The organism is Fluviicoccus keumensis (assembly GCF_004217445.1).
Lineage (GTDB): Bacteria > Pseudomonadota > Gammaproteobacteria > Pseudomonadales > Moraxellaceae > Fluviicoccus > Fluviicoccus keumensis.
This window is the reverse complement of the sequence record NZ_SHKX01000016.1, coordinates 67,229-86,304: the sequence shown is the minus strand read 5'-3', so window position 1 is coordinate 86,304 and position 19,076 is coordinate 67,229. Positions and strand designations below refer to the sequence as shown.

Annotated in this window: 19 protein-coding genes; 11 read left to right on the top strand and 8 right to left on the bottom strand. The window is 62.6% G+C overall.

What is annotated here, in order from left to right; translation table 11 throughout:
* The first annotated feature begins 41 nt into the window (after positions 1–41).
* The gene (locus EV700_RS15455; protein ID WP_130415457.1) at positions 42–1,106 is read left to right on the top strand and encodes a DUF6670 family protein; all 1,065 of its coding nucleotides are present in this window, start codon (positions 42–44) and stop codon (positions 1,104–1,106) included.
* 69 nt (positions 1,107–1,175) lie between these two features.
* Complete coding sequence (locus EV700_RS17255; protein ID WP_278044920.1) at positions 1,176–1,298, top strand: hypothetical protein; 123 nt, start codon at positions 1,176–1,178, stop codon at positions 1,296–1,298.
* A gap of 63 nt (positions 1,299–1,361) precedes the next feature.
* On the opposite strand, the gene EV700_RS15450 is transcribed toward EV700_RS17255, so the two are convergent.
* Both EV700_RS15450 and EV700_RS15445 read right to left on the bottom strand, forming a co-directional pair.
* Positions 1,362–2,195 carry an SDR family NAD(P)-dependent oxidoreductase gene (locus tag EV700_RS15450; protein WP_130415455.1) on the bottom strand — a complete coding sequence of 278 codons (834 nt, stop codon included), beginning with the start codon at positions 2,193–2,195 and terminating at the stop codon, positions 1,362–1,364.
* Positions 2,196–2,210: 15 nt separating this feature from the next.
* Positions 2,211–3,287 (bottom strand): SDR family oxidoreductase, encoded by a 1,077-nt coding sequence (locus EV700_RS15445; protein ID WP_130415453.1) that lies wholly within the window; start codon positions 3,285–3,287, stop codon positions 2,211–2,213.
* A 169-nt stretch (positions 3,288–3,456) separates the two neighbouring features.
* Between EV700_RS15445 and earP the strand changes: the two genes are divergently transcribed.
* Positions 3,457–4,569: an elongation factor P maturation arginine rhamnosyltransferase EarP gene (gene earP, locus EV700_RS15440; protein WP_130415451.1), complete on the top strand. Its 1,113-nt coding sequence runs from the start codon at positions 3,457–3,459 to the stop codon at positions 4,567–4,569.
* A gap of 65 nt (positions 4,570–4,634) precedes the next feature.
* Entirely contained in the window at positions 4,635–5,201 is a 567-nt protein-coding gene (efp, locus tag EV700_RS15435; protein ID WP_130415449.1) for an elongation factor P, read from the top strand.
* 60 nt (positions 5,202–5,261) lie between these two features.
* On the opposite strand, the gene EV700_RS15430 is transcribed toward efp, so the two are convergent.
* The 4 genes from EV700_RS15430 to EV700_RS15415 form a co-directional block, all read right to left on the bottom strand.
* Positions 5,262–5,660 carry a hypothetical protein gene (locus EV700_RS15430; protein ID WP_130415447.1) on the bottom strand — a complete coding sequence of 133 codons (399 nt, stop codon included), beginning with the start codon at positions 5,658–5,660 and terminating at the stop codon, positions 5,262–5,264.
* A 239-nt stretch (positions 5,661–5,899) separates the two neighbouring features.
* On the bottom strand, positions 5,900–7,102 hold the full coding sequence (gene mltA, locus EV700_RS15425; protein WP_130415445.1) for a murein transglycosylase A: 1,203 nt from the start codon (positions 7,100–7,102) through the stop codon (positions 5,900–5,902).
* 111 nt (positions 7,103–7,213) lie between these two features.
* Positions 7,214–7,690 carry a nuclear transport factor 2 family protein gene (locus tag EV700_RS15420; RefSeq protein ID WP_130415443.1) on the bottom strand — a complete coding sequence of 159 codons (477 nt, stop codon included), beginning with the start codon at positions 7,688–7,690 and terminating at the stop codon, positions 7,214–7,216.
* Between the two features lie 70 nt (positions 7,691–7,760).
* Positions 7,761–8,789 carry a helix-turn-helix domain-containing protein gene (locus EV700_RS15415; RefSeq protein WP_165391516.1) on the bottom strand — a complete coding sequence of 343 codons (1,029 nt, stop codon included), beginning with the start codon at positions 8,787–8,789 and terminating at the stop codon, positions 7,761–7,763.
* Between the two features lie 223 nt (positions 8,790–9,012).
* Here EV700_RS15415 and EV700_RS15410 point away from each other — a divergent pair, with 223 nt between their 5' ends.
* Positions 9,013–9,909, top strand: coding sequence for a MaoC family dehydratase (locus EV700_RS15410; protein ID WP_165391515.1), 897 nt, complete (start codon positions 9,013–9,015; stop codon positions 9,907–9,909).
* 2 nt (positions 9,910–9,911) lie between these two features.
* Here the strand turns inward: EV700_RS15410 and EV700_RS15405 are convergent, their stop codons facing one another.
* Positions 9,912–10,811 (bottom strand): alpha/beta fold hydrolase, encoded by a 900-nt coding sequence (locus EV700_RS15405; protein ID WP_130415437.1) that lies wholly within the window; start codon positions 10,809–10,811, stop codon positions 9,912–9,914.
* A gap of 80 nt (positions 10,812–10,891) precedes the next feature.
* Here EV700_RS15405 and EV700_RS15400 point away from each other — a divergent pair, with 80 nt between their 5' ends.
* The 6 genes from EV700_RS15400 to EV700_RS15375 all read left to right on the top strand — a co-directional run bounded on the left by EV700_RS15400 (position 10,892) and on the right by EV700_RS15375 (position 16,940).
* Positions 10,892–12,976, top strand: a complete 2,085-nt coding sequence (locus EV700_RS15400) for a PA5441 family protein (protein ID WP_130415435.1) — start codon at positions 10,892–10,894, stop codon at positions 12,974–12,976.
* Positions 12,973–13,698, top strand: a complete 726-nt coding sequence (locus EV700_RS15395) for a DUF3142 domain-containing protein (protein ID WP_242610290.1) — start codon at positions 12,973–12,975, stop codon at positions 13,696–13,698. The genes EV700_RS15400 and EV700_RS15395 overlap by 4 nt, the downstream gene beginning before the upstream one ends.
* 54 nt (positions 13,699–13,752) lie before the next feature.
* Complete coding sequence (locus tag EV700_RS15390; RefSeq protein WP_130415431.1) at positions 13,753–14,214, top strand: hypothetical protein; 462 nt, start codon at positions 13,753–13,755, stop codon at positions 14,212–14,214.
* A gap of 107 nt (positions 14,215–14,321) precedes the next feature.
* Positions 14,322–15,104 (top strand): nitroreductase family protein, encoded by a 783-nt coding sequence (locus EV700_RS15385; protein ID WP_130415429.1) that lies wholly within the window; start codon positions 14,322–14,324, stop codon positions 15,102–15,104.
* A gap of 15 nt (positions 15,105–15,119) precedes the next feature.
* Positions 15,120–15,935 (top strand): metal-dependent hydrolase, encoded by an 816-nt coding sequence (locus EV700_RS15380; RefSeq protein ID WP_130415427.1) that lies wholly within the window; start codon positions 15,120–15,122, stop codon positions 15,933–15,935.
* Between the two features lie 234 nt (positions 15,936–16,169).
* Positions 16,170–16,940 (top strand): restriction endonuclease, encoded by a 771-nt coding sequence (locus tag EV700_RS15375; protein ID WP_207224700.1) that lies wholly within the window; start codon positions 16,170–16,172, stop codon positions 16,938–16,940.
* A 657-nt stretch (positions 16,941–17,597) separates the two neighbouring features.
* On the opposite strand, the gene EV700_RS15370 is transcribed toward EV700_RS15375, so the two are convergent.
* Positions 17,598–19,076: a flavin-containing monooxygenase gene (locus EV700_RS15370; RefSeq protein ID WP_130415425.1), complete on the bottom strand. Its 1,479-nt coding sequence runs from the start codon at positions 19,074–19,076 to the stop codon at positions 17,598–17,600.

Sequence of the window (19,076 nt, the reverse complement as noted above, 5' to 3'; positions counted from 1 at the left end):
GCGTTATTGTCGGGTGCAAATCCCGGAGACCGACGCCCGCCATGAAGTCCCTCAGCCAGTTGATTGACCCCGCCTTCCGCAAGCTGCTGTACACGCTGGACCACGCCGACCGCCAGGACGGCCTGCCCTTCGACCGGCCGGACATGCTGCTGCCGCACACCGACTCCAAGTTCTACGGCTGGACCCACTACGGGCTGATGATTCCCGACCTGCCCGCGCCGCACCGCTACTTCTCGATCATGTCGATCATCGGCACGCCCGGCGCGCAATGCTTCGACATCGATTATGCCCGCCGCGACACGCCGCGGAACAACGCCACCGTCGTTTCCGGCACCGCCGCCACCTACCCATCCCACTTCGGCTCCTATGCCATCGGCCGTCAGGGTGAATTCAGCGCCGATGGCCGTCTGGTCCGCTTCGGCGACGACGTGATCATTCGCGGCGGCTACCCGGAATACCACGTGCAGGCCAATATCGGCGGCTACGAGATCGAACTGCAGGTGCTGAATACCGACAAGGTCAGCTGGTTCATCAAGAACCCGGTCTACGAACACATCAGCCTGCTGTCGGAATACCGGGGCATGATCTGCGGCCCCGGCGGCTCGATGACCGTGTCCGGGCTGTGCGCCTTCGAGTACGGCGCCTGCATCAGCCCCTATGTGCTGCGCGACAAGCCGCTGCCGTGGAAACGCAAGGTGCCGCTGGACTTCTTTTTCTACAACATCATCAACATCGACGAGCGCACCCAGCTGCTGCTGAGCTACTGCACCATGAAGGGATTGTCCGTAAACCGCAGCGTGCTGATCCGCGGGCTGGATCGCTATACCCAGACCCTGCGCGATGTCGAGGTGACGGTCGAGGAATACCACCCGCAACCGGCAGTGTCGCCGGACGGCATCGCCATGAAACTGCCGCGTGTCTGGCGCTGGTTGGCGCGCGACAACGGCCGCACGGTGCTGGATCTGCGCATGACCCAGGACACGCCCTTCACCTACGGTCTGGGCAACGGCTATGTTGGCGGCGCCACCTTCAGCGGAACGGTGGAAGGCCGTGACGTCAAGGGCGGCTGTTATGTGGAATATATCGACGTGCGCGGTGTAGAATAACCCTGAACGGCTTACGCTTATGAAATGGATGGTCTATGCTGTCCTGACTTTCATCAAGGAGAAACCGCCATGACCATTTGCCCGATCGCCATTGCCGCCGGTTGCGCCAAGTGCCCCGCTTTCAAGGTTTGCCCGCTGAAGAGCGTGTTGGGCGACCAGAAGAAGGACGAGAAGCCGCAGGACAAGAAGTAATCCCGGGCGGAAAATCCATAAAAAAGGGGCGCTATCATGCGCCCCTTTTTTATGGCCGGCGTTTCAGGGCTTCAGTCGGCGGAACAGGCGGGTTCGCTGCACCGCGTCCATCACCCCCGGCATCAACCGCTTGCCCGCGTACAACACCCAGGCTTCCGGACTGACCGGCACCACCGCGCGATTATGGATGACCGCTTCGGCAATGGCTTCCGCCACCTTTTCCGGGCCGTAATTGCGCTTGCGATAAATGTCCACCACCTTGCCCTGCGACTGCACCATCGCGCCGTTGGTACGCATGGCGGAGACGATGTTGGTATTGATTACCCCCGGACAGATGGCGCTGACGCCCACGCCGAACTCGGCCATCTCCAGCCGCAGCGACTCCGACAAGCCCATCACCGCGTGCTTGCTGGCGGAGTACGCCGACATCTCCGGCGCGGCGTAATAACCGGCGGCGGAAGCGATGTTGACAATATGCCCGCCGCCGTTTTGCACCATGCGCTGCCCGAACACCTTGCAACCGTGCACCACACCCATGACATTGATGCCGAACACCCAGCTCCAGTCCTCCACCGGCGTGCTGAGGAAGTCGCCGGACGTGGCGACCCCGGCGTTGTTGACCAGTATGTCCAGCGCGCCAACCTTGCCGTGCACCCGGCCCGCCAAGGCTTGCATCGCCGCCCAGTCGGACACGTCCACCGATTCGGTCAGCACGTCCACACCCTTCTCCCGCAGGATACGTGCGGTTTCCTGCAGGCCTTCCGGATTACGGTCGCACAGCACCAGCCGCGCACCCAGGTCAGCGAACAGCAGCGCCGTGGCGCGGCCAATGCCCGAACCGGCTCCGGTCACCAGCGCCAGTTTGCCGTCAAAGGCGGGATGTCTCTGCTTTTTCATGGTGCTCTCCGGCGCTTAGCGCGTTTTCACCAGCCAATCATCCAGAATCTGCTGGAAATGCTCGGTGAAGGTTTCTTCCACCGGACGATAGCGCACGCCCAGCGCCTTGCTGCGGTTGTTGTCGAAGTGCACGGGATAACCGACGTTCTTCTTGATGAAATCTCGGCTGACGCTGCGGTCAAACAGCGGACCGAAGGCCCAGACCGCGAAGGTTGGCACTTCCATGGTCGGGAACGGGTAACGCTTGCCGAACTTGCCGCGCAGGATTTTGGCGATCTGCAGCATGGTCAGCTCCCCGGCGTTGAGGATATGGCGGCCGGAGGCTTCGGGCTTGAAGGCGGCCAGCACATGGGCGCGCGCCACTTCCCGCACATCCACCACGCCATAGGTCAGCTTCGGCACGCCGGTGCGCAGGCGGCCGTCGCCCATCTTGACCAGGGTGTCGATGCTGGCGGACTGGCTACCCTTGGTCAGCGACGGTCCATAGACCATCGCCGGGTTGATCGTCACCAGGTCCCAGCGCGACTGTGCCTGCTGCATCTTCCACGCCTCCTGTTCCGCCACGGTCTTGGAGAACTGGTAGGGGTTGTGGTCGACGGTGCTGGTGGTGTTCCAGTGGTCTTCGGTGAATGTGCGCGAGGGGATTTTCTCGATATCGCAGTTATCGCCGTAGATGGCGGCGACGCTGCTGGTCAGCACCACGCGCCGCACCGACGGGCAGGCGTTGACCGACTCCAGCACATTGCGGGTGCCTTCCAGCGCCGGACGCACCAAGGCTTCATTGGCATCGGTGAACCCTTCCAGCACAAAGGGCGAGGCGGTGTGCATGACGATGTCGCAGCCTTCCATCGCAGCGGTGAACGCCCCCTTGTCCAGCAGGTCGGCCTTGAACAGCTTGAGCGTGCCGGGGCTGTTTTCCGCCATCTTCAGCAGATGACCGACGCTGGAGGCCTTGTTGGGGTCGCGCACGGTGGCGTGTACGGTGCAGCCCTCTTCCAGCAGGTACTGGATGATCCAGCCGGCGATATAGCCGGATGCGCCGGTGACCAGGACGGTGGAGCGGCCGAGGCCGGGTTGGGTGACTTGGTTCATGGTGTCCGATGCCCTTGCGGTTGATTATTGTGAACGGGAATCATTCTGGGTCAGCTAGAGAATAAAGTGCGGCGCGATGGATTACTACCGCCCATTCGACGGCGGTCGCCCGGCAACCCGGTCAACCCCGCGGCTTCCCTTTCCGTCGGCCGCTTGTAGAATGACGGCCATGAAAACCATCGACCTCTTCTGCACCGTCATCGACAACTTCGGCGACATCGGCGTCTGCCGCCGCCTAGCCTTGCAACTGCATCGTGAATACGGCCATGCCGTGCGCCTGTGGGTGGATGACCTGGCCAGCTTCAGCCGCCTGGCTCCGGAGCTGGATACCCGCGCTGCCGTGCAAAGCTGGCAAGGGCTGGAGGTTCGTCACTGGGTCGAAGGCGCTGCCGACGGCGTCATCCCGGCGGACATCATCATTGAAGGCTTCGGCTGCCGCCTGCCCGAGTCCTTTCTGAATGCAATGGCGCAAAAGCAACCCGCGCCGGTCTGGCTGAACCTGGAATACCTTTCCGCCGAGGACTGGACGTTGGGCTGTCACGGCCTGACCTCGCCGCACCCGCGCCTGCCGTTGCGACAGCACTTCTTCTTTCCCGGTTTCGACCCGCGCAGCGGCGGATTGCTGCGCGAGCGCGACCTCCTGACGCGACGCGATGCCTTCCAGCGCGACCCGGCCACACAGCGGGCCTTCTGGGATTATCTGCACTGCCCGGAAGCGATGCAGGCCGGAAAGCGCATCTCACTGTTCGCCTACGAAAACCCGGCGGTCCCCGCCCTGCTGACGCAACTGGCCGGGGAGTCAGAGCCGGTTTTGCTGGCGGTTCCCGAAGGCCGGGTGCTGGCGGAAGTCAGCCGCTGGTGCGGCCGCGAGCTGCGCGCCGGGGACCACCTGACGCAGGGAAGCCTGAGCATCGCGGTGTTGCCCTTCCTGTCGCCGGACGATTACGACCGCCTGCTGTGGGCCTGCGACCTGAATTTCGTGCGCGGCGAGGACTCGTTCATCCGCGCGCACTGGGCCGGGCGACCGCTGGTATGGCACATCTATCCGCAGGACGATGCCGCCCACATGGTCAAGCTGGAGGCCTGGCTGGCGCTGTGCCGGGAGAGCCTGCCGGCAAGCTGGCTGGAACTGCAACGGCAATGGAATCACGGCGCCATCGACGCGGCCGGACTGTTCCGCGCCTGGCCCGAAGTCATCCGTGGCAGCGCCGCATTCTGCCGCCATTTGTCCGATCAGTCCGACCTGGCCGCCCGACTTGAAGAATTTTGTGCTGAACGGTGATGCGTTTTCAGCCGGGTCAGGTAAAATGCGCGCCTTATTCCCCCATGACTACTATGTGAAACATCATGAAGACAGCAATGGAACTCCGCGCCGGTAACGTGTTCATGTCCGGCAACGACCCGATGGTCGTTATCAAAGCTGAATACAACAAGTCGGGCCGCAACGCTGCCGTCGTCAAGATGAAGCTGCGCAACCTGCTGAACGGTTCCATGACCGAAACCGTGTACAAGGCCGACGACAAGCTGGACCAGGTCATTCTCGACAAGAAGGACGTGACCTTCTCCTACTTCGCCGACCCGATGTACATCTTTGTCGACGGCGATTACGAACAGTATGAAGTCGAGAAGGAAAACCTGGGCGACGCCATCAGCTTCATCGAAGACGGCATGGAAGAAGTGTGCGAAGCCGTGTTCTACAACGGCAAGGCCATTTCCGTCGAACTGCCGACCACCATCGTCCGCACCGTCACCTACACCGAGCCGTCCGCCCGCGGCGATACCTCCGGCAAGGTCATGAAGACCGCCAAGCTGGCCAACGGTCATGAAATTTCCGTGGCGGCCTTCATCGAAATCGGCGACCGCGTTGAAATCGATACCCGCACCGGCGAGTTCAAGTCCCGCGCCAAGAACTAAGGTTCTTCGCGGTAAAAAAAAGGAGCCTGTCGGCTCCTTTTTTGTTTTTCACGCCCGGTCTCAACCGGCCAGCACCGCGCGGGTGTCATTGGCGGCTCCGGTCGTCGGCAGGCGCAGCATGTCCACCACGTCATCGCCAAACCAGCCTTCCATCTGCTCGATCAGCTCCAGGAAATGCCGGGCGCGCGCTTGCTTGGACAGCTTGAACGGCTGGTCGCCCAATTTGGAGCTGTCGCTGTCGTTGACATAGAACACCACCAGGTGGCCCTGCTTCTGCGCCTGTTCAATCACCTCCAGGGAAGGGTTGTCGACGCTCAGCACCACCACATCGGCAAAGCCCTCTTCGCTGTATTGCCAGGTGACATGGGGACGCTTGCCAAAGGTGTTGAGCAGGGACTTCAGCAGCGCGCGCTCACGCTCGATATCGGAAAGGACCTGGACAGTTCGGACGGTGCGCATGATGAAGTCTCCTTGAAGCGGCACAAAAAACGTTAATACACCGTTAACTGCAAGGCGGATGCCAGCGCGGGAAGCTGTCTCCTGATTTTGTGAACAGTGTCTGAATTAAGGCAGCGCAAGGGTTTCAGGATGTGACACACATCACAGGTCAACCCGGCGAACGGTCGTTAAAACGCGATGAAAGTCGATGCGGGTCACCCGGACAGGTGACCCAAAATGTCAGAAAGCGGCAATCCGCCTCAGGGCGTGGTCACGCCGCCGGACGGCAGCGGGGCGTCCTTCGGCCACAGCAGCCAGATCTGGCCCTGCTGCTTCATCTTGCCCGCCAGCTCGCCGGGCTGGTCGCCGAAGCCCCAGAAGAAGTCGGCGCGGATCGGTCCGGCAATGGCGCCGCCGGTATCCTGGGCATGCACCATGCGGTTCATGGCCTTGCCGCTGTTGGGACGGGTGGTGGCCAGATAGAGCGGTGTGCCCAGCGGCACGAACTTGGGATCAATGGCGACGCTGGCCTCGTCGGTCAGGGGCACGTTCAGCGCGCCGATGGGGCCGTCCGTGCCGGGCAGGATGCGGAAGAACACCTGGCTGGGATTGGCGTTGAGCATTTCCTGCAAACGTTCGGGATGCGCCGCCGCCCAGGCGCGGATGCTTTGCATGGAGGCTTGGTCCAGCGTCAGCTCGCCCTGGTCCACCAGCCAGCGACCGATCGACTTGTAGGGGTGACCATTCTGGTCGGCATAGCCCAGACGGATCATCGAGCCGTCGTCCAGCTTGATGCGTCCCGAGCCCTGCACTTCCATGAAAAAGGCCTCGACGGCGTCATCCGCCCACGCCAGCACTTTCGGGTTGCCGGTCAGCTTGCCGCTGCTGATGTCGGCGCGGCTCCAGTAGGGGGTCACGGTCTTGCCGACCAGACGGCCGCGCACGCGCCGTCCCTTCAGTTCAGGGTACAGGGAGCCGATGTCCAGCGTCAGCAAATCTTCGGGTACGCTGAAAAATGGCACGCGACCGGGCTTCGCGCTGAGGCCGCCGGTCAGCAGCGGTTCGTAATAGCCGGTAATCAGGCCGCTTTGTGCGCCGGTGCTGCTTTCAATCCGCCACGGCGAAAAACGCCGCTCGAAAAACTCGCGGACGGTCTCGTCATCCTTCGGGTCCAGCATCACAGCCTCGGCACAGGCATCCTTCCACACCGGCCGCGACGCCAGCCGCTTGCAGGAGTTCAGCCAGGCGGGCCAGGTGGCCAGCAGCTTCTCGCCGGGCCAGTCCGGCAGGGCAATCCATTCGGCGGGCAGGTAACGCGCGGTCGGGGCTTCCGGTTTGGGCGGCACTTCCGGCTTGACCGGTTCGGTCTTGCCCGGTTCCGGCTTGGGAACCACGGGGGGGACGGGATGGGACACGCAACCGGCAAGGATGGCGAAGCTCAGGACCAGCAACAGGGAACGCATGCGGGTTTTCCAAAAAGTGAAGGGAACGGGTCGGGCGCGATTATCGGGGAAAACGCATCCGGCTGACGAGCGGATTTGTCCGAGAATGTTATCCCGGACGGCGGCCGTAGCCTAGGTGCGGCCGATTTCCTTGCGGTAAGCCGCCAGTCCCTTCGCCGCCTGCTTGCGGATGGCGTTCTTCACCAGCGGCGTGCCGCCGAGCAGCCAGCCCTTCAGCCCCAGGGCCTGCCCGGCCCAGCGCCACAGGTGGAAGCGGTCGGTATGGGTGATGATCTTGCCGTCCTTGAAGGTGAAGCTGGCGCGGATGTCGTTGACGACGGTGTTGCCGGTCTGGCTGAAGGTGTAGGTGGCCACCCAGTGCGCCTCGCCGGTCTTGTCATCGGCGCGCACGTCGTCGAAGGTCAGGCTGAAATCCTTGGCGCGCGAGGCCAGCATCCGCCACATGTCGGCGGCTTCATCACCCTGCAGCTTGGGGAATACCGGGTCAGTGAAGCGCACGTCGGGGTGGTAGCAGGCGGCCATCGTTTCGGCGTCCAGCTTTTGGAAGGCTTCGTAAAAAGTGGTGATCAGTTGGGCGTTGGGGTGCATGACGGCATCTCCGGCTCGGTCGGGCAATGGCGCATTATGGGTGAGAAACGGCGCGTTCAGCCAGAGGCTTTCAAACTAGGTTGCGACGATAGCGGCCCGGCGTTTCCCCGAACCAGCGCTTGAAACTCTTCTGGAAATTGCTCTGCTCGGAAAAACCCAGCAGGAAAGCGACTTCGCCCAGGCTGAGGCCGGGATCGCGGATGTAGGCGGCGGCCAGCGTTTGCCGCACCTCGTCCACCAGTTGCGAGTAGGTAAGCCCCAGCTCGCCCAGCCGCCGTTGCAGGGTGCGCGCATGGATGCCCAGCGCCGCCGCCAGCTCCTCCTGCGACACCGCGCCACGCCCCAGCCGCGCCGCCAATTGCTGCCGCAATTGCGACAGGAAGCCGTCATCGCGGCTGAACAGTTGCAGCTGCTGTTCGGCCAGCCGCGCCATGGCCTGGCAGACCTCGGGATTGGGTTCCGGCAGGGCGTAATCCAGCATCGACAGCGGCACCGCCAGCCGGTAGACAGGCTGGTCGAAACGGATCGGGCAGGCGCACAGGCGTTGCAGTGCCGAGGCATCGGCAGGGGCGGCGTAAGCCATGTCCACGCGCACCAGGCGCAGGTCATCGCCCATCACCATGCGGCTGCAGGCCAGCAGCCCGGAGAGGTTGTAGTCGGCCAGATAGCGGTTCTGCCGCCACTGCGCGTTGGTGTGCCAGTGAATCACCAGCGTCTCGCCGTCCGGCTCGATGCGCGGCGCCCCAACATCCATGGCCAGCGACTGGTAGCGCGACAGGTAGCCCACCGCCTCGCGCCCCCACTGGCAGCTGAGGGCGGCATAGGCGGCAGCGCCGTAATAGCCCAGCCGCATCAGTTCCCCGGCGTGCAGGCCGATGTCCTCATCGCCCAGCAATTCCGCCGCGCGGCGGAACAAGCGGTGGCAATCCGCGACGGAGACGCGGCCCTCGCGTTCGGCCGGATCAATGCCGAAATCCGCCAGCAGCTCCGGCAGGGACAGGCCCTGCCGCTGCACATATTCGAAAAAGGCGCGCAGATAATTGACGGCGACCGTGCGGGACACGGGCGCGGCGCTTGAGCCGGTTTGCGGTGACGCCAAGGCTGACCTTCCTGATGCTGCGCCGGGACAACCCGGCCGCCCGACTATAGTGAAAGCGCCGCGCATTTGCCATGTGCGGCGGTCGGTTGTCGCACAGCGACAGTTTTGCTGTCGCAATCGGCTAAGACGGGTGATGGCGGCGCGGCCAATAATCGGGGCCTCGCCATCGTCCGCCGCGCCCACAAGGCTTGGGGCGGGCACCGGCTGTCCACAGGAGTTGACGATGTTCGTTTACATGCCGCCCGGCACCATGCCCGTGGCACTGATGCTGCAGCACGGCCCGATGATCCGGACGTGGCTGCGGTTGTTCGTGAAGTCGATGCTGGCTGCTTACCTGCCCAAACGACCGCACGCGGAATACCGTCCCGTCATTGAAACCATCGACCCGCCCGCGCGCTATCTGGTTGAAGCCTATCAGGACTGGTGCGGCGTCGCCCGCCCTGATGCGCTGACCGTACCGCCGCACCTGTTCTGCCAGTGGGGCCTGTCGCCTGCACTGCGCATGTTCGACCAGTCGCCCTACAATCTGGCGGAAGTGATCAATCAGGGGGTGTCGATGCGCGTCTACGCGCCGCTGCCCGCCGGACGGCGGCTGATCGTGCGCGCCAGCCTGGAGTCGATCATCGAGTCCGGCGGCGTGACGCAGGTGGCGGTGCGCATCACCACCGGCACCGCCGAGCAGCCGGAGCGAGTGGTGGCGATCCTGCATTCGGCCTTCCTCAAGCCCGGCGCCTCGCAGCGTGCGGCAATGACCAAGCCGTTCAAGGCCGCCACCAAGGCCTGGGCCTTCAGCGGCCACTGGCAGGCCGAACCCGGCGACGGCCGCCAGTTCGCGCTGCTGACCGGCGACTTCAACCCGATCCACTGGCTGGACAGCGCCGGACGCAAGTCGCCCTTCGGCCGCACTGTGCTGCAAGGACTGGGCATGTTCGCCCGCACTTATGAGCAGTTGGCGCGGCAGGGCCGCATCCGGGAAATCGAGGTGCGCTTCCAGCGGCCGGTGCCGCTGCCTTCCGGGGTGCTGGCGGTGGAAACCGCCCCGGCGGCCGACAACGGCTGGCACGTGGTGCGGCTGGTGGACGCCGACCAGCGCGCCTGCCTGACCGGCCGCTACCGCTAGGCTTAGCCGTGCAGGAAGCGCCCCAGTTCACGGATGAACTTCAGCGGTTCGTCCACCATCGGGGCATGCCCGGATTTGTGGAAACGCACGATCCGGGCGTTGGGCGCGTAATCGGCAATCGCCATCTGCCCGGCCGGGGCGTACAGCGGCGACTTCATCCCCACCATCACCGTGACCGGCAGCGCGCACTGCCGCAGCGCCTGCCGGTAGTCGTGACTGCCGACGGTATACGCGCGCAGGTAGGCGCGGCAGTCGTCCAGCCGGGTCAGCGGCAGGCGCTTCGACAGTTGTCCGGGACTGGCCAGCAGTTGCCGCACCAGCGGCTTCAGCAAGGGTTTGCCACTCATGGCGACCGCGACTTCCGCCAGCGTCGCCGCCGCTTCCCGCCGCGCAACCGGGGGTAATTCGCCCAGATGGGTCAGCCCGGCATGTTCATCCAGCAGGTCGCCCAGCCGGTGCATCTGCCCGAACAACTCGTCCTGACGCAGGCCGAACAGGCCGTGACTCCAGTCCGAGCGGTTGGCCACGCACGGCGACTGGTCAATATGCAGATAGCGGCGCACGCCGTGCAGACCCGCCTCGCGGTTCAGGTGCAGCGCCGTCGAACCACCCAGCGAGATGCCCGCCAGCAGGAAGTCGTGCAGGTGCAGCCCGGCAATCAGGTCCTGCACATCCTCCATGTGGTTGTGGAAGACATCGGTCTGGTTCAGGCGGACCCCGGCGGATTTGCCGTGACCGCGAAAGTCCGGCAGGTAAAAACGGAACCGGCCCAGATAGGGCAGGATGAACGGCAGCCAGTGCGCGCTGTGCATGCCCAGACCGGGCAGCATCAGCACCGGCTGGCCGCGACCGACGATGCGGACATACAGCGACTGGCCGTCGCGGACACGAATGAAGGGCATGGGAAAACTCCGGCTGGACGACAGGTGACCCCGGACTATACCCTTGGGCTTTCCCCTTGCGAAAGCCCGCCGAGCCCGTCATGCGCCGCCTGTCCGTATTGATCACCACGCTGTCCCTTTTCGCTACCGCCGCGCAGGCCTGCGGCCCCGACGGCTGCACCGCCGAACTGACGCTGAGCGCCCGGCAATGCGGGCTGGCGGCGCTGCCCTTCCTGTCGCCGGAAAACGATACGCGCATGAACCTGGCGCTGGTGCTGGCGGAAAAGGGACTATACAAAGCCCGCCCCTGGGCGCTGCCCGCCGACGGCTACCCGCCGCTGTTCGCCGCCGACTACAACATGCAGCAGTTGATGAGCGAGGACGATGCCGCCGCCTCCGGCAATGACTCCGCGCCCACGCCGCCCGCCGTGCTGGGCGCGCTGGGCCTGCCCGACAGCGCCTGGCAGCCGGTGACGGACAGCTGGGGCAACTATCCGGCTACGGCCTGCCAGTCGAACGCGGGGGCCGCCGTCACCGGCTTCCTGGAAGCCCTGCAACAGGCCGCCCTGCCCGCCGCCGACACCCGCGCGCTGGCGCAGGCGCGGCTGCAACTGACCGGCCAGTGCGAGGGCAATCTCAAGCCGCCGCCCGCCGGGTTTCCGGAAAAAGGCGCGGGCGCGGAATTCACCCGCTACCTGCAAGCCGCCGCCGCTTTCTACAACGCGCAGTATGATCAGGCCGACGCCGGTTTCGCCGCGCTGACCGGGGCCGCCTCGCCGTGGATTGCCGAGACCGCCCGTTACCTGCTGATCCGCACGCCGCTGAACCGGGCGCAGCAGAATGCCGTCGGCGAATGGGGCGACCTGGATCTGGCCAAGGTCGACCAGGCCGCCCTGCGCCGCGCCGAAGCACGCATTGACGACTACCTCCGCCTCTATCCGCAAGGTCGTTACAACGCCTCGGCGCGGCGGCTGTACCGCCGGGTGGACTGGCTGCAGCAGGACAGCGAATCGCTGGCGCGCCGCTTTACCGAAGCCTTCCGCAGCGGCGACGGCAATTACTTCCTGCTGATCGAGCTGGACCACAAGCTGCTGGACCGCATGCCCGCCAAGGCCCCGGCCGCCCTGCCGGAGCTGTTGCTGGTGGACGGCCTGCGCAACCTGCGCGCGCCCTCGCCCTGGGCCTCGCCGGAGGAACAGGCCGCCAAACCCACGGCGGCGGCGCTGAAGCAACGGATTGCCGACGCCGGCTGGCCGACCGCCCCGGACTGGCAACCGTACCTGCTGGCGATGCAGCGCTATGAGATTGACCATGACTACGCGGCCGCCGCCAAGGCCACCGCCCTGCCCGACGACGCCCCGCGCAGCCTGCTCAACTTCAGCACCCGCGTGCTGCACGGCCTGTCGCTGGCGGCGCTGAAACGCTGGGACGAAGCGGAAGCGCACTGGCGGCGGCAACTGGCGCAGGAAAGCGATCCCGCCCGGATCACGCTGCTGCAACTGACGCTGGCGATGACGCTGGAACGCGCCGACCGGCTGGCCACGGTGCTGGCCGCCGACTCCCCGATTACCCAGCCGCTGTTCCGGCAAACGGTGCTGCCGGTGGCCTCGGCACCGCTGTTACGTCAGGCGGTGGTTGCCGCGCACCTGAGCCCGGAGGAACGCGGCGCGGCGCACTGGCAACTGCTGGCCAAGGACCTGACGCGCGGCCTCTACACCGACTTCGCCCGCAACCTGACCCTGGCGACTCCGGCCGCCATTTCCCCGGATACCACCGTCACCTCGCCGGACTACGGCTGCACCCCCATCGCGCAACTGGCGGCGCGGCTGGCGGAAGCCCCCGGCGACGCTGCCGCCACCAACTGCCTGGCCGACTTCTTCCGGAATCAAACCGACTACGCCTTCCCCGGACAACCGGACGGCGCGCTAGGCAGCGGCCCTGACCGTTTCGGCGGCGTGGCGCGCACCAGCTTGGACCTGTACCGGCAAGTGATCAATGCCCCGGATGTCAGCGACAACCACCGCGCCTACGCCCTGTCGCGGGCGCTGAGCTGCTTCGCCACCAGCGGCAACAACCACTGCGGCAACGCCGACATTCCGCGCCGGGAACGCCAGCGCTGGTTCACCCTGCTGAAAACCCGCTACGCCAAGACCGAGTGGGCGAAGCGGCAACGGATCTGGTGGTGAAACGCATCGCATGGCTGGCGGCGGCGCTGCTGGTCGCGCAGTCCGCCTTCGCGGCGGTGCAGGCCGGCGATTACCGCCAGTTCTGGCTGTGGGCGGGCGTGCGGGCGCAGCCGGAAGTGCTGCGTCAGGCGCAAACCCTGTATGTGCTGCAAGGCGAAATCTCCGGCACCGGCCCGAGCGCGGAACTGCATATCCAGGGGATCAACCCGGTGCGGCTGGCGACGCCCGAGGTCTGGCTGTCGTGGCGGGTGCAGCGACTGGACTGGACACCGGACATCGTCAAGGCGCTGGCGCGCCGCGCGGCGCTGTGGCGACATCGCGGCAGCCGTGTCGCCGGTATCCAGATCGACTTTGACGCCCGCAGCCTGCGCCTGGGCGACTATGCCGCCTTCCTGCGGCAACTACGGCAACAACTGCCCACCGACTGCCGCCTGGGCATCACCGGCCTGCTCGACTGGACGCAAACCGGCGATGTCGACACGCTGAATCGTCTGCAAGGCGTCGTGGATGAAATCGTGGTGCAGACCTATCGCGGCCGCCGCACCGAACCCGGTTATGAACGCTACCTGGACAGCCTGTCGCGGCTGGACATTCCCTTCAAGATCGGACTGGTGCAGGACGGAGACTGGGACTCCGGCTGGCAAGACCGGCTGCGGCGCTTGCCCGCTTACCGGGGTGAGGTCATCTTCCTGCTGAACAGCCGCATCGACACTGCGCCGTGATAGGCGCACAATATTCAAGGGTAATAGACGTTTTTCAAGGGAGCTCGGGACATCATGGGGCATTTCATCACCGGCCTGATCGCCGCCAACACCGTCCTTGCCGATCTTTCCCGTCGGCATGCCCTGCCTGCCCCGGTGCCGTTGACGCAGGGCCTGTCCTTGCTGCCGCTGCGTGACGATGATCTGGACCGGTGGCTGCCGGGACCGCTGCACGGCTTTCCCGAAGGCTTCACTTACCTGTCCTCCCAACTGATCGACTATCTGCTGACCGCCTCGTTGTCCGGCCCCATCGCCTATATTGAAACCGATTACAGCGGCGGCGCGGGCGCACAGGGCGCGGCCGTCTTCCGCGCGGGGCATCTGGCCATGCAACCGGTCTCCGCCGCTACCGGCCCCATCAATCAGGCTCTGGCCCTGCTGGGCGTCCGGATTACGGAACCGGCCTACGACGCGTTCGAAACCCTGGGCCTGAACCGGCACCGTCATACCGAGGAATGGCTCACCGAATCCCGGTAACTCCCGATCCGCTGGCAACCATCACGACAGCTCCGCGCAAACAGTTTGACAATCATCAAACAGTTCGATAATTTTGACACTGTCAAATCACAGCCGGAGTTACCCCGATGACCGCTTCCACGCACGCGCCCATCCAGACCAAACTGATCGACGGCAAGGAACGCTATTACGAGCCCGCCCCGCAAGGCATCGACGTCGAGGCCTTCCGCCAGGTCGTCACCAGCCGCCGCTCGGTGCGCAAGTTCACCGCCAAGCCGATTCCGAAGGAAGTCGTGGACGACTGCCTGGATCTGGCGATGCTGGCCCCCTGCTCCTCCGGCCTGCAACCCTGGGAGTTCTATGTGGTGCGTTCGTCCGGCAAGAAAGCCAAGCTGGTCAAGGCCTGCATGAGCCAGTGGGCGGCAAAGAGCGCGGCGGAACTGATTGTCTGCGTGGCGCGCACCGACCGCGTCAACGAGTTCTCCAAGAAAATGATGCGCGACTGGCCGATGCCGGAAGTACCGCCGCTGGTGAAGCGTTACTACCAGATGATTCCCTACAACTACATGCCCGGCCCGCTGAACAGCTTTGCCCGGGTGAAGAAGGCGGCGATCTCGGTGGGCGGCATCTTCACGCCGCTGCCGCGTGGTCCGTTCACCGAGGACGAGGTCAAGCTGTGGGCTGCCAAGAGCGCCGCGCTGGCCTGCGAGAACCTGGTGCTGGCCTTCCGCGCGCACGGCTACGACACCTGCATGATGGAAGGTTATGACGAGGCCCGCGTCAGCAAGCTGCTGAACCTGCCGGACGGCGCTTTCCCTATTATGGTGGTGGCTGCCGGGGAACGTGCTGAAGACGGCGTGTTCTGGCCGCAGGTGCGTTTCGAGCGAGAACTGTTCGTGCATGAAGTCTGAACGGAGCCGACCGGCATGAGCGCCATCACTGTCCGCCGCAGCCGCTTCGATGCGGAGCGACCGCTACCGCGTCACTACTTCCGGGGCCAGTCGCCGCTGATGTCGCACCTGCTGACAGCCTTGTCGATCACCTTCCCGGACGGCGAGCAATTCTTTGTGCATAGCGTGCGCAATGTCCGCGACCGGGTGACCGATCCGCAGTTGCAGAAGGATATTTCGGCGTTCATCGGGCAGGAAGCGATGCACTCGCAGGCGCACGCCCGCTTCAATGCCGGTATCCAGGCGGACGATTACCGCCTGCAGGATTTTGAGCCGCAAATGCAGGCGGGCATGGCCACCCTGCGCACCCGTTCACCGCGCCGTCAACTGGCGGCGACGGTGGCCTATGAACACTTTACCGCCCTGATTGCCGCGCACCTGCTTAGCCGTCCGCAGCTGTTCGACGGCTTTGACGACAACCTGCGGCAGTTGTGGCTGTGGCATGCGCTGGAGGAGCTGGAGCACAAGGCGGTGGCGTTCAATGTCTATCAGGCGGTGTTCGGCAGCGGGCCGGAGAGTCTGGCGCAGCGGCGGCGCAGCATGCGCACGGTGTCGGTGGGCTTTGTGATGGGCGTGGCGACCATGACCGGCAACCTGCTGTGGCAAGACCGCAAGGCTAGTCTGGGCAGTCCGCGCAAGTTGCTGCTGAATGTGCGTGATGCGGCTTATCTGGCGGATATGGTCGTCAGTACGCTGCCGCATTATCTGGCGTTTTATAAGGCGGGGTTTCATCCGGATGAGGTGGATCATGGGGCGTTGATTGCGAAGTGGCGGAGGGTGTTGGATGCATAAGCCCTGCCGGTTTCATCAAGACGGCCGGGCATGACGGCCGCCAGATCTACGGCACACGGTCGGCTGGAATGCAAGGAGGGTCGTTGTCGGGATTTTGGGGGTGTGGTAGCTTGTGGTTGTTGCGGCACGGGGCTTTGCGGGAAATGTGTTCCGTCTTCCATGCCGTTTCTGGAAAATACAGGCACCGAATTTGGTGTCGATTTCAAAGCTATATCTTGGATGGAGTTCTGACTCATGTCGGATGGCAAAGATTATGAGATATTTGTTCAAAGTCTCCAGCAAGCGCTTCTGAATTCCGATGAATTGGGAGGCCAACGAAATATAGAAATAGAAAGAAATAAAAAAATTATTGATAATTCAGGTATTGAGCGTGAGTTTGACCTGTATTGGGAATACGAATTGGCTGGCGTCACATATAAAACCATTATTGAATGCAAGGATTATGCATCAAAGGTTTCCATAGATAAAATTGATGCTTTAATCGGAAAAATTAGAGATATACCCGATTTAAAGCCTGTTTTTGCCACCAAAACAGGATATCAAAGCGGAGCAGAGAAAAAGGCTAAAAACAATCGCATAGACTTACTAATTGTTCGTGAACAAAGAGACGATGACTGGGAAGACAAAGATGGCAACCCATTCATACGCGAATTTAATATTGAAATGAATTGCCTTACATCTCCTAGAATAACAAGCTTCGTGCCTGTAATTGACAAGGCTTGGTTAAAAGAAAACACTTCATTAGAGCCAGGTCAATTCCATTTGTCAGGACTCAATAATGCAATATTTATTGATGATAAATCACGAGGCGAATATTACTCATTATATGACCTGCAGCAAAAGCTTGATGGCAATGAAGGCAAAAGGGTTAATGTTAGTTATACATTTGAAGATGCTTATTTAGTTGGCGATAGCTTGCGGCTGAAGATGCTTTCTTGTGATGTTGAATATATTCAATCAAGAATAATATCGAATACTATAAATATAGACTTTCAAAAGAGCTGATGGGTGTAATTGAGTATTTACATAAAGGCAATTCAACAGCAATCTTTAAACAAAAAATTGTTAAAGACTGGAAATAAGCGCCGTTAACAGATATAACTTTTTCTTCAAGTGCGATAACGCCCCAGCTAATTATGGGGTATTTTTTGATGGCGCTGAGGTAGCCTCAGCTTTTGATTTTACTGTAGGGCGTTACGTCTTAAGCATTAGTTTGCGGTCAAGGAAGCATGATCACATCGAAAGATTTCAGAGACACGAGACTCGCATCCGTTGCGATCTCCTATAACTGGCAATCGTCAGAGCACTGTGTGGACCTAAACGTAGTCGACTACGAAGGTGTGCAGAGATCATTCCGCATATTTGGCTTGTCTGAATATGTGATGTATGACGATTTTCTTTGCTCAGACATCAGCCAATGCACTTTGATAGTTACTCAAGATGAGGTGTATCTGTCGCTCGACCCTTTTCTGGAGGGAGAGAGGTCAGATAAGGACAATATGGCTTTCACTGGTGTTCGCATCGAGAGAATCAGTGTTGGCCGCTAACCATTCTATAAGGAACCTCCCCGTCAACCCTTCGCCACGATGAAGGGCTTTGCCGAACAGGGCCTGTCAATAAAAAAGGGGCCTTCCGGCCCCTTTTTCATTTACCCCGCCGACATCAAGCCGCCCGTTGCGCCTTCCCCACCGGGTTGGAAAACTCCATCACCCCGTCATCAATCGGCTTGTAACGCAGCGTCCCCAGATCCAGCATGTAATTCATGTAGACCTTCCACGGCGCCTTGTTGCCCTGCTTCGGCAGATGCGCCAGCGCGCGCTGGATGTAGCCGGAATGCATCTCGACAAAGGCTTCCTGCTTCACCGACGGGTCCTTGTTCACCGGCATGCTCTGGCGCAGGCCGCGCTTGTCCATCTGGTTCAGCACGCGGCAGACGTATTCGCTGCTGATGTCGGCCTTCAGCGTCCACGAAGCATTGGTGTAACCGAAGACCATCGCCAGGTTCGGCATACCCTCGAACAGGATGCCCTTGTAGTTCATGCGCTCGGTCAGGTTGACCGGCTTGCCGTCCACGCTGAAGGTGGCGCCGCCCATGATCTGCAAATCCAGGCCGGTGGCGGTGATGATGATGTCCGCTTCCAGCTCCTGACCGGACTTCAGCTTGATGCCCTTTTCGGTGAAGGTGTCGATATGGTCGGTGACCACCGAACCCTTGCCCTGACGCAGCACCTTGAACAGGTCGCCGTCGGGCACCGCGCACAGGCGCTCGTCCCACGGATTGTAGCTGGGGGTGAAGTGCTTCATGTCCACCTTGCCCTCCAGCTGGCGACGGGTCAGCGACAGCAGCAGGCGGCGCACCGGCTTCGGCTTCTTCTTCGCCAGGTTGAAGAAGCCCAGCGTCAGCGACACGTTCTTGGCGCGGGTGATGCGGTAGACCGCCTTCTCCGGCAGGAAACGGCGCAGGCCGGTGGCGATCGGGTCCTTCTCGGGAATGGTGACGATGTAGGTCGGCGAGCGCTGCAGCATAGTGACGTGCGCGGCCTTGTCGGTCATGGCGGGCAACAGCGTCACGGCGGTGGCGCCGCTGCCGATGATCACCACCTTCTTGCCCGCGTAATCCAGGTTTTCCGGCCAGTGCTGCGGATGGATGATCTGGCCCTTGAAGGTGTCGCGGCCGGGGAAGTCCGGGGTGTAGCCCTTGTCGTACTTGTAGTAGCCGGTGCACATCCACAGGTAGTTGCAGGTCAGCTGTTCCGTTTCGCCGGTGGCGGTGTTCTGGATGTTCAGTGTCCAGCAGGCATCGGGCGTGGACCAGGCGGCGCTGACAATCTTCTTGCCGTAGCGGATGTGGCGGTCAATGCCGTTCTCGCGGGCGGTTTCCTGGATGTAGCTGCGGATGGAAGGGCCGTCGGCGATGGCCTTGGGGTTGGTCCAGGGCTTGAAGCTGTAGCCAAGGGTGTACATGTCGCTGTCGGAACGGATGCCGGGATAGCGGAACAGATCCCAGGTGCCGCCGATGGCCTGACGGCTTTCCAGGATGGCGTAGGTCTTTTTCGGGCAGTCGCGTTGCAGGTGGAAGGCCGCGCCGATACCGGACAGGCCGGCGCCGACAATAATGACATCAAGATGCTGGCTGGACAT

Coding starts and splice junctions, on each gene's coding strand:
- EV700_RS15455 (WP_130415457.1), top strand. CDS start 42: ATGAAGTCCCTCAGCCAGTTGATTGACCCCGCCTTCCGCAAGCTGCTG.
- EV700_RS17255 (WP_278044920.1), top strand. CDS start 1,176: ATGACCATTTGCCCGATCGCCATTGCCGCCGGTTGCGCCAAGTGCCCC.
- EV700_RS15450 (WP_130415455.1), bottom strand. CDS start 2,195: ATGAAAAAGCAGAGACATCCCGCCTTTGACGGCAAACTGGCGCTGGTG.
- EV700_RS15445 (WP_130415453.1), bottom strand. CDS start 3,287: ATGAACCAAGTCACCCAACCCGGCCTCGGCCGCTCCACCGTCCTGGTC.
- earP (WP_130415451.1), top strand. CDS start 3,457: ATGAAAACCATCGACCTCTTCTGCACCGTCATCGACAACTTCGGCGAC.
- efp (WP_130415449.1), top strand. CDS start 4,635: ATGAAGACAGCAATGGAACTCCGCGCCGGTAACGTGTTCATGTCCGGC.
- EV700_RS15430 (WP_130415447.1), bottom strand. CDS start 5,660: ATGCGCACCGTCCGAACTGTCCAGGTCCTTTCCGATATCGAGCGTGAG.
- mltA (WP_130415445.1), bottom strand. CDS start 7,102: ATGCGTTCCCTGTTGCTGGTCCTGAGCTTCGCCATCCTTGCCGGTTGC.
- EV700_RS15420 (WP_130415443.1), bottom strand. CDS start 7,690: ATGCACCCCAACGCCCAACTGATCACCACTTTTTACGAAGCCTTCCAA.
- EV700_RS15410 (WP_165391515.1), top strand. CDS start 9,013: ATGTTCGTTTACATGCCGCCCGGCACCATGCCCGTGGCACTGATGCTG.
- EV700_RS15405 (WP_130415437.1), bottom strand. CDS start 10,811: ATGCCCTTCATTCGTGTCCGCGACGGCCAGTCGCTGTATGTCCGCATC.
- EV700_RS15400 (WP_130415435.1), top strand. CDS start 10,892: ATGCGCCGCCTGTCCGTATTGATCACCACGCTGTCCCTTTTCGCTACC.
- EV700_RS15390 (WP_130415431.1), top strand. CDS start 13,753: ATGGGGCATTTCATCACCGGCCTGATCGCCGCCAACACCGTCCTTGCC.
- EV700_RS15385 (WP_130415429.1), top strand. CDS start 14,322: ATGACCGCTTCCACGCACGCGCCCATCCAGACCAAACTGATCGACGGC.
- EV700_RS15380 (WP_130415427.1), top strand. CDS start 15,120: ATGAGCGCCATCACTGTCCGCCGCAGCCGCTTCGATGCGGAGCGACCG.
- EV700_RS15375 (WP_207224700.1), top strand. CDS start 16,170: ATGTCGGATGGCAAAGATTATGAGATATTTGTTCAAAGTCTCCAGCAA.
- EV700_RS15370 (WP_130415425.1), bottom strand. CDS start 19,076: ATGTCCAGCCAGCATCTTGATGTCATTATTGTCGGCGCCGGCCTGTCC.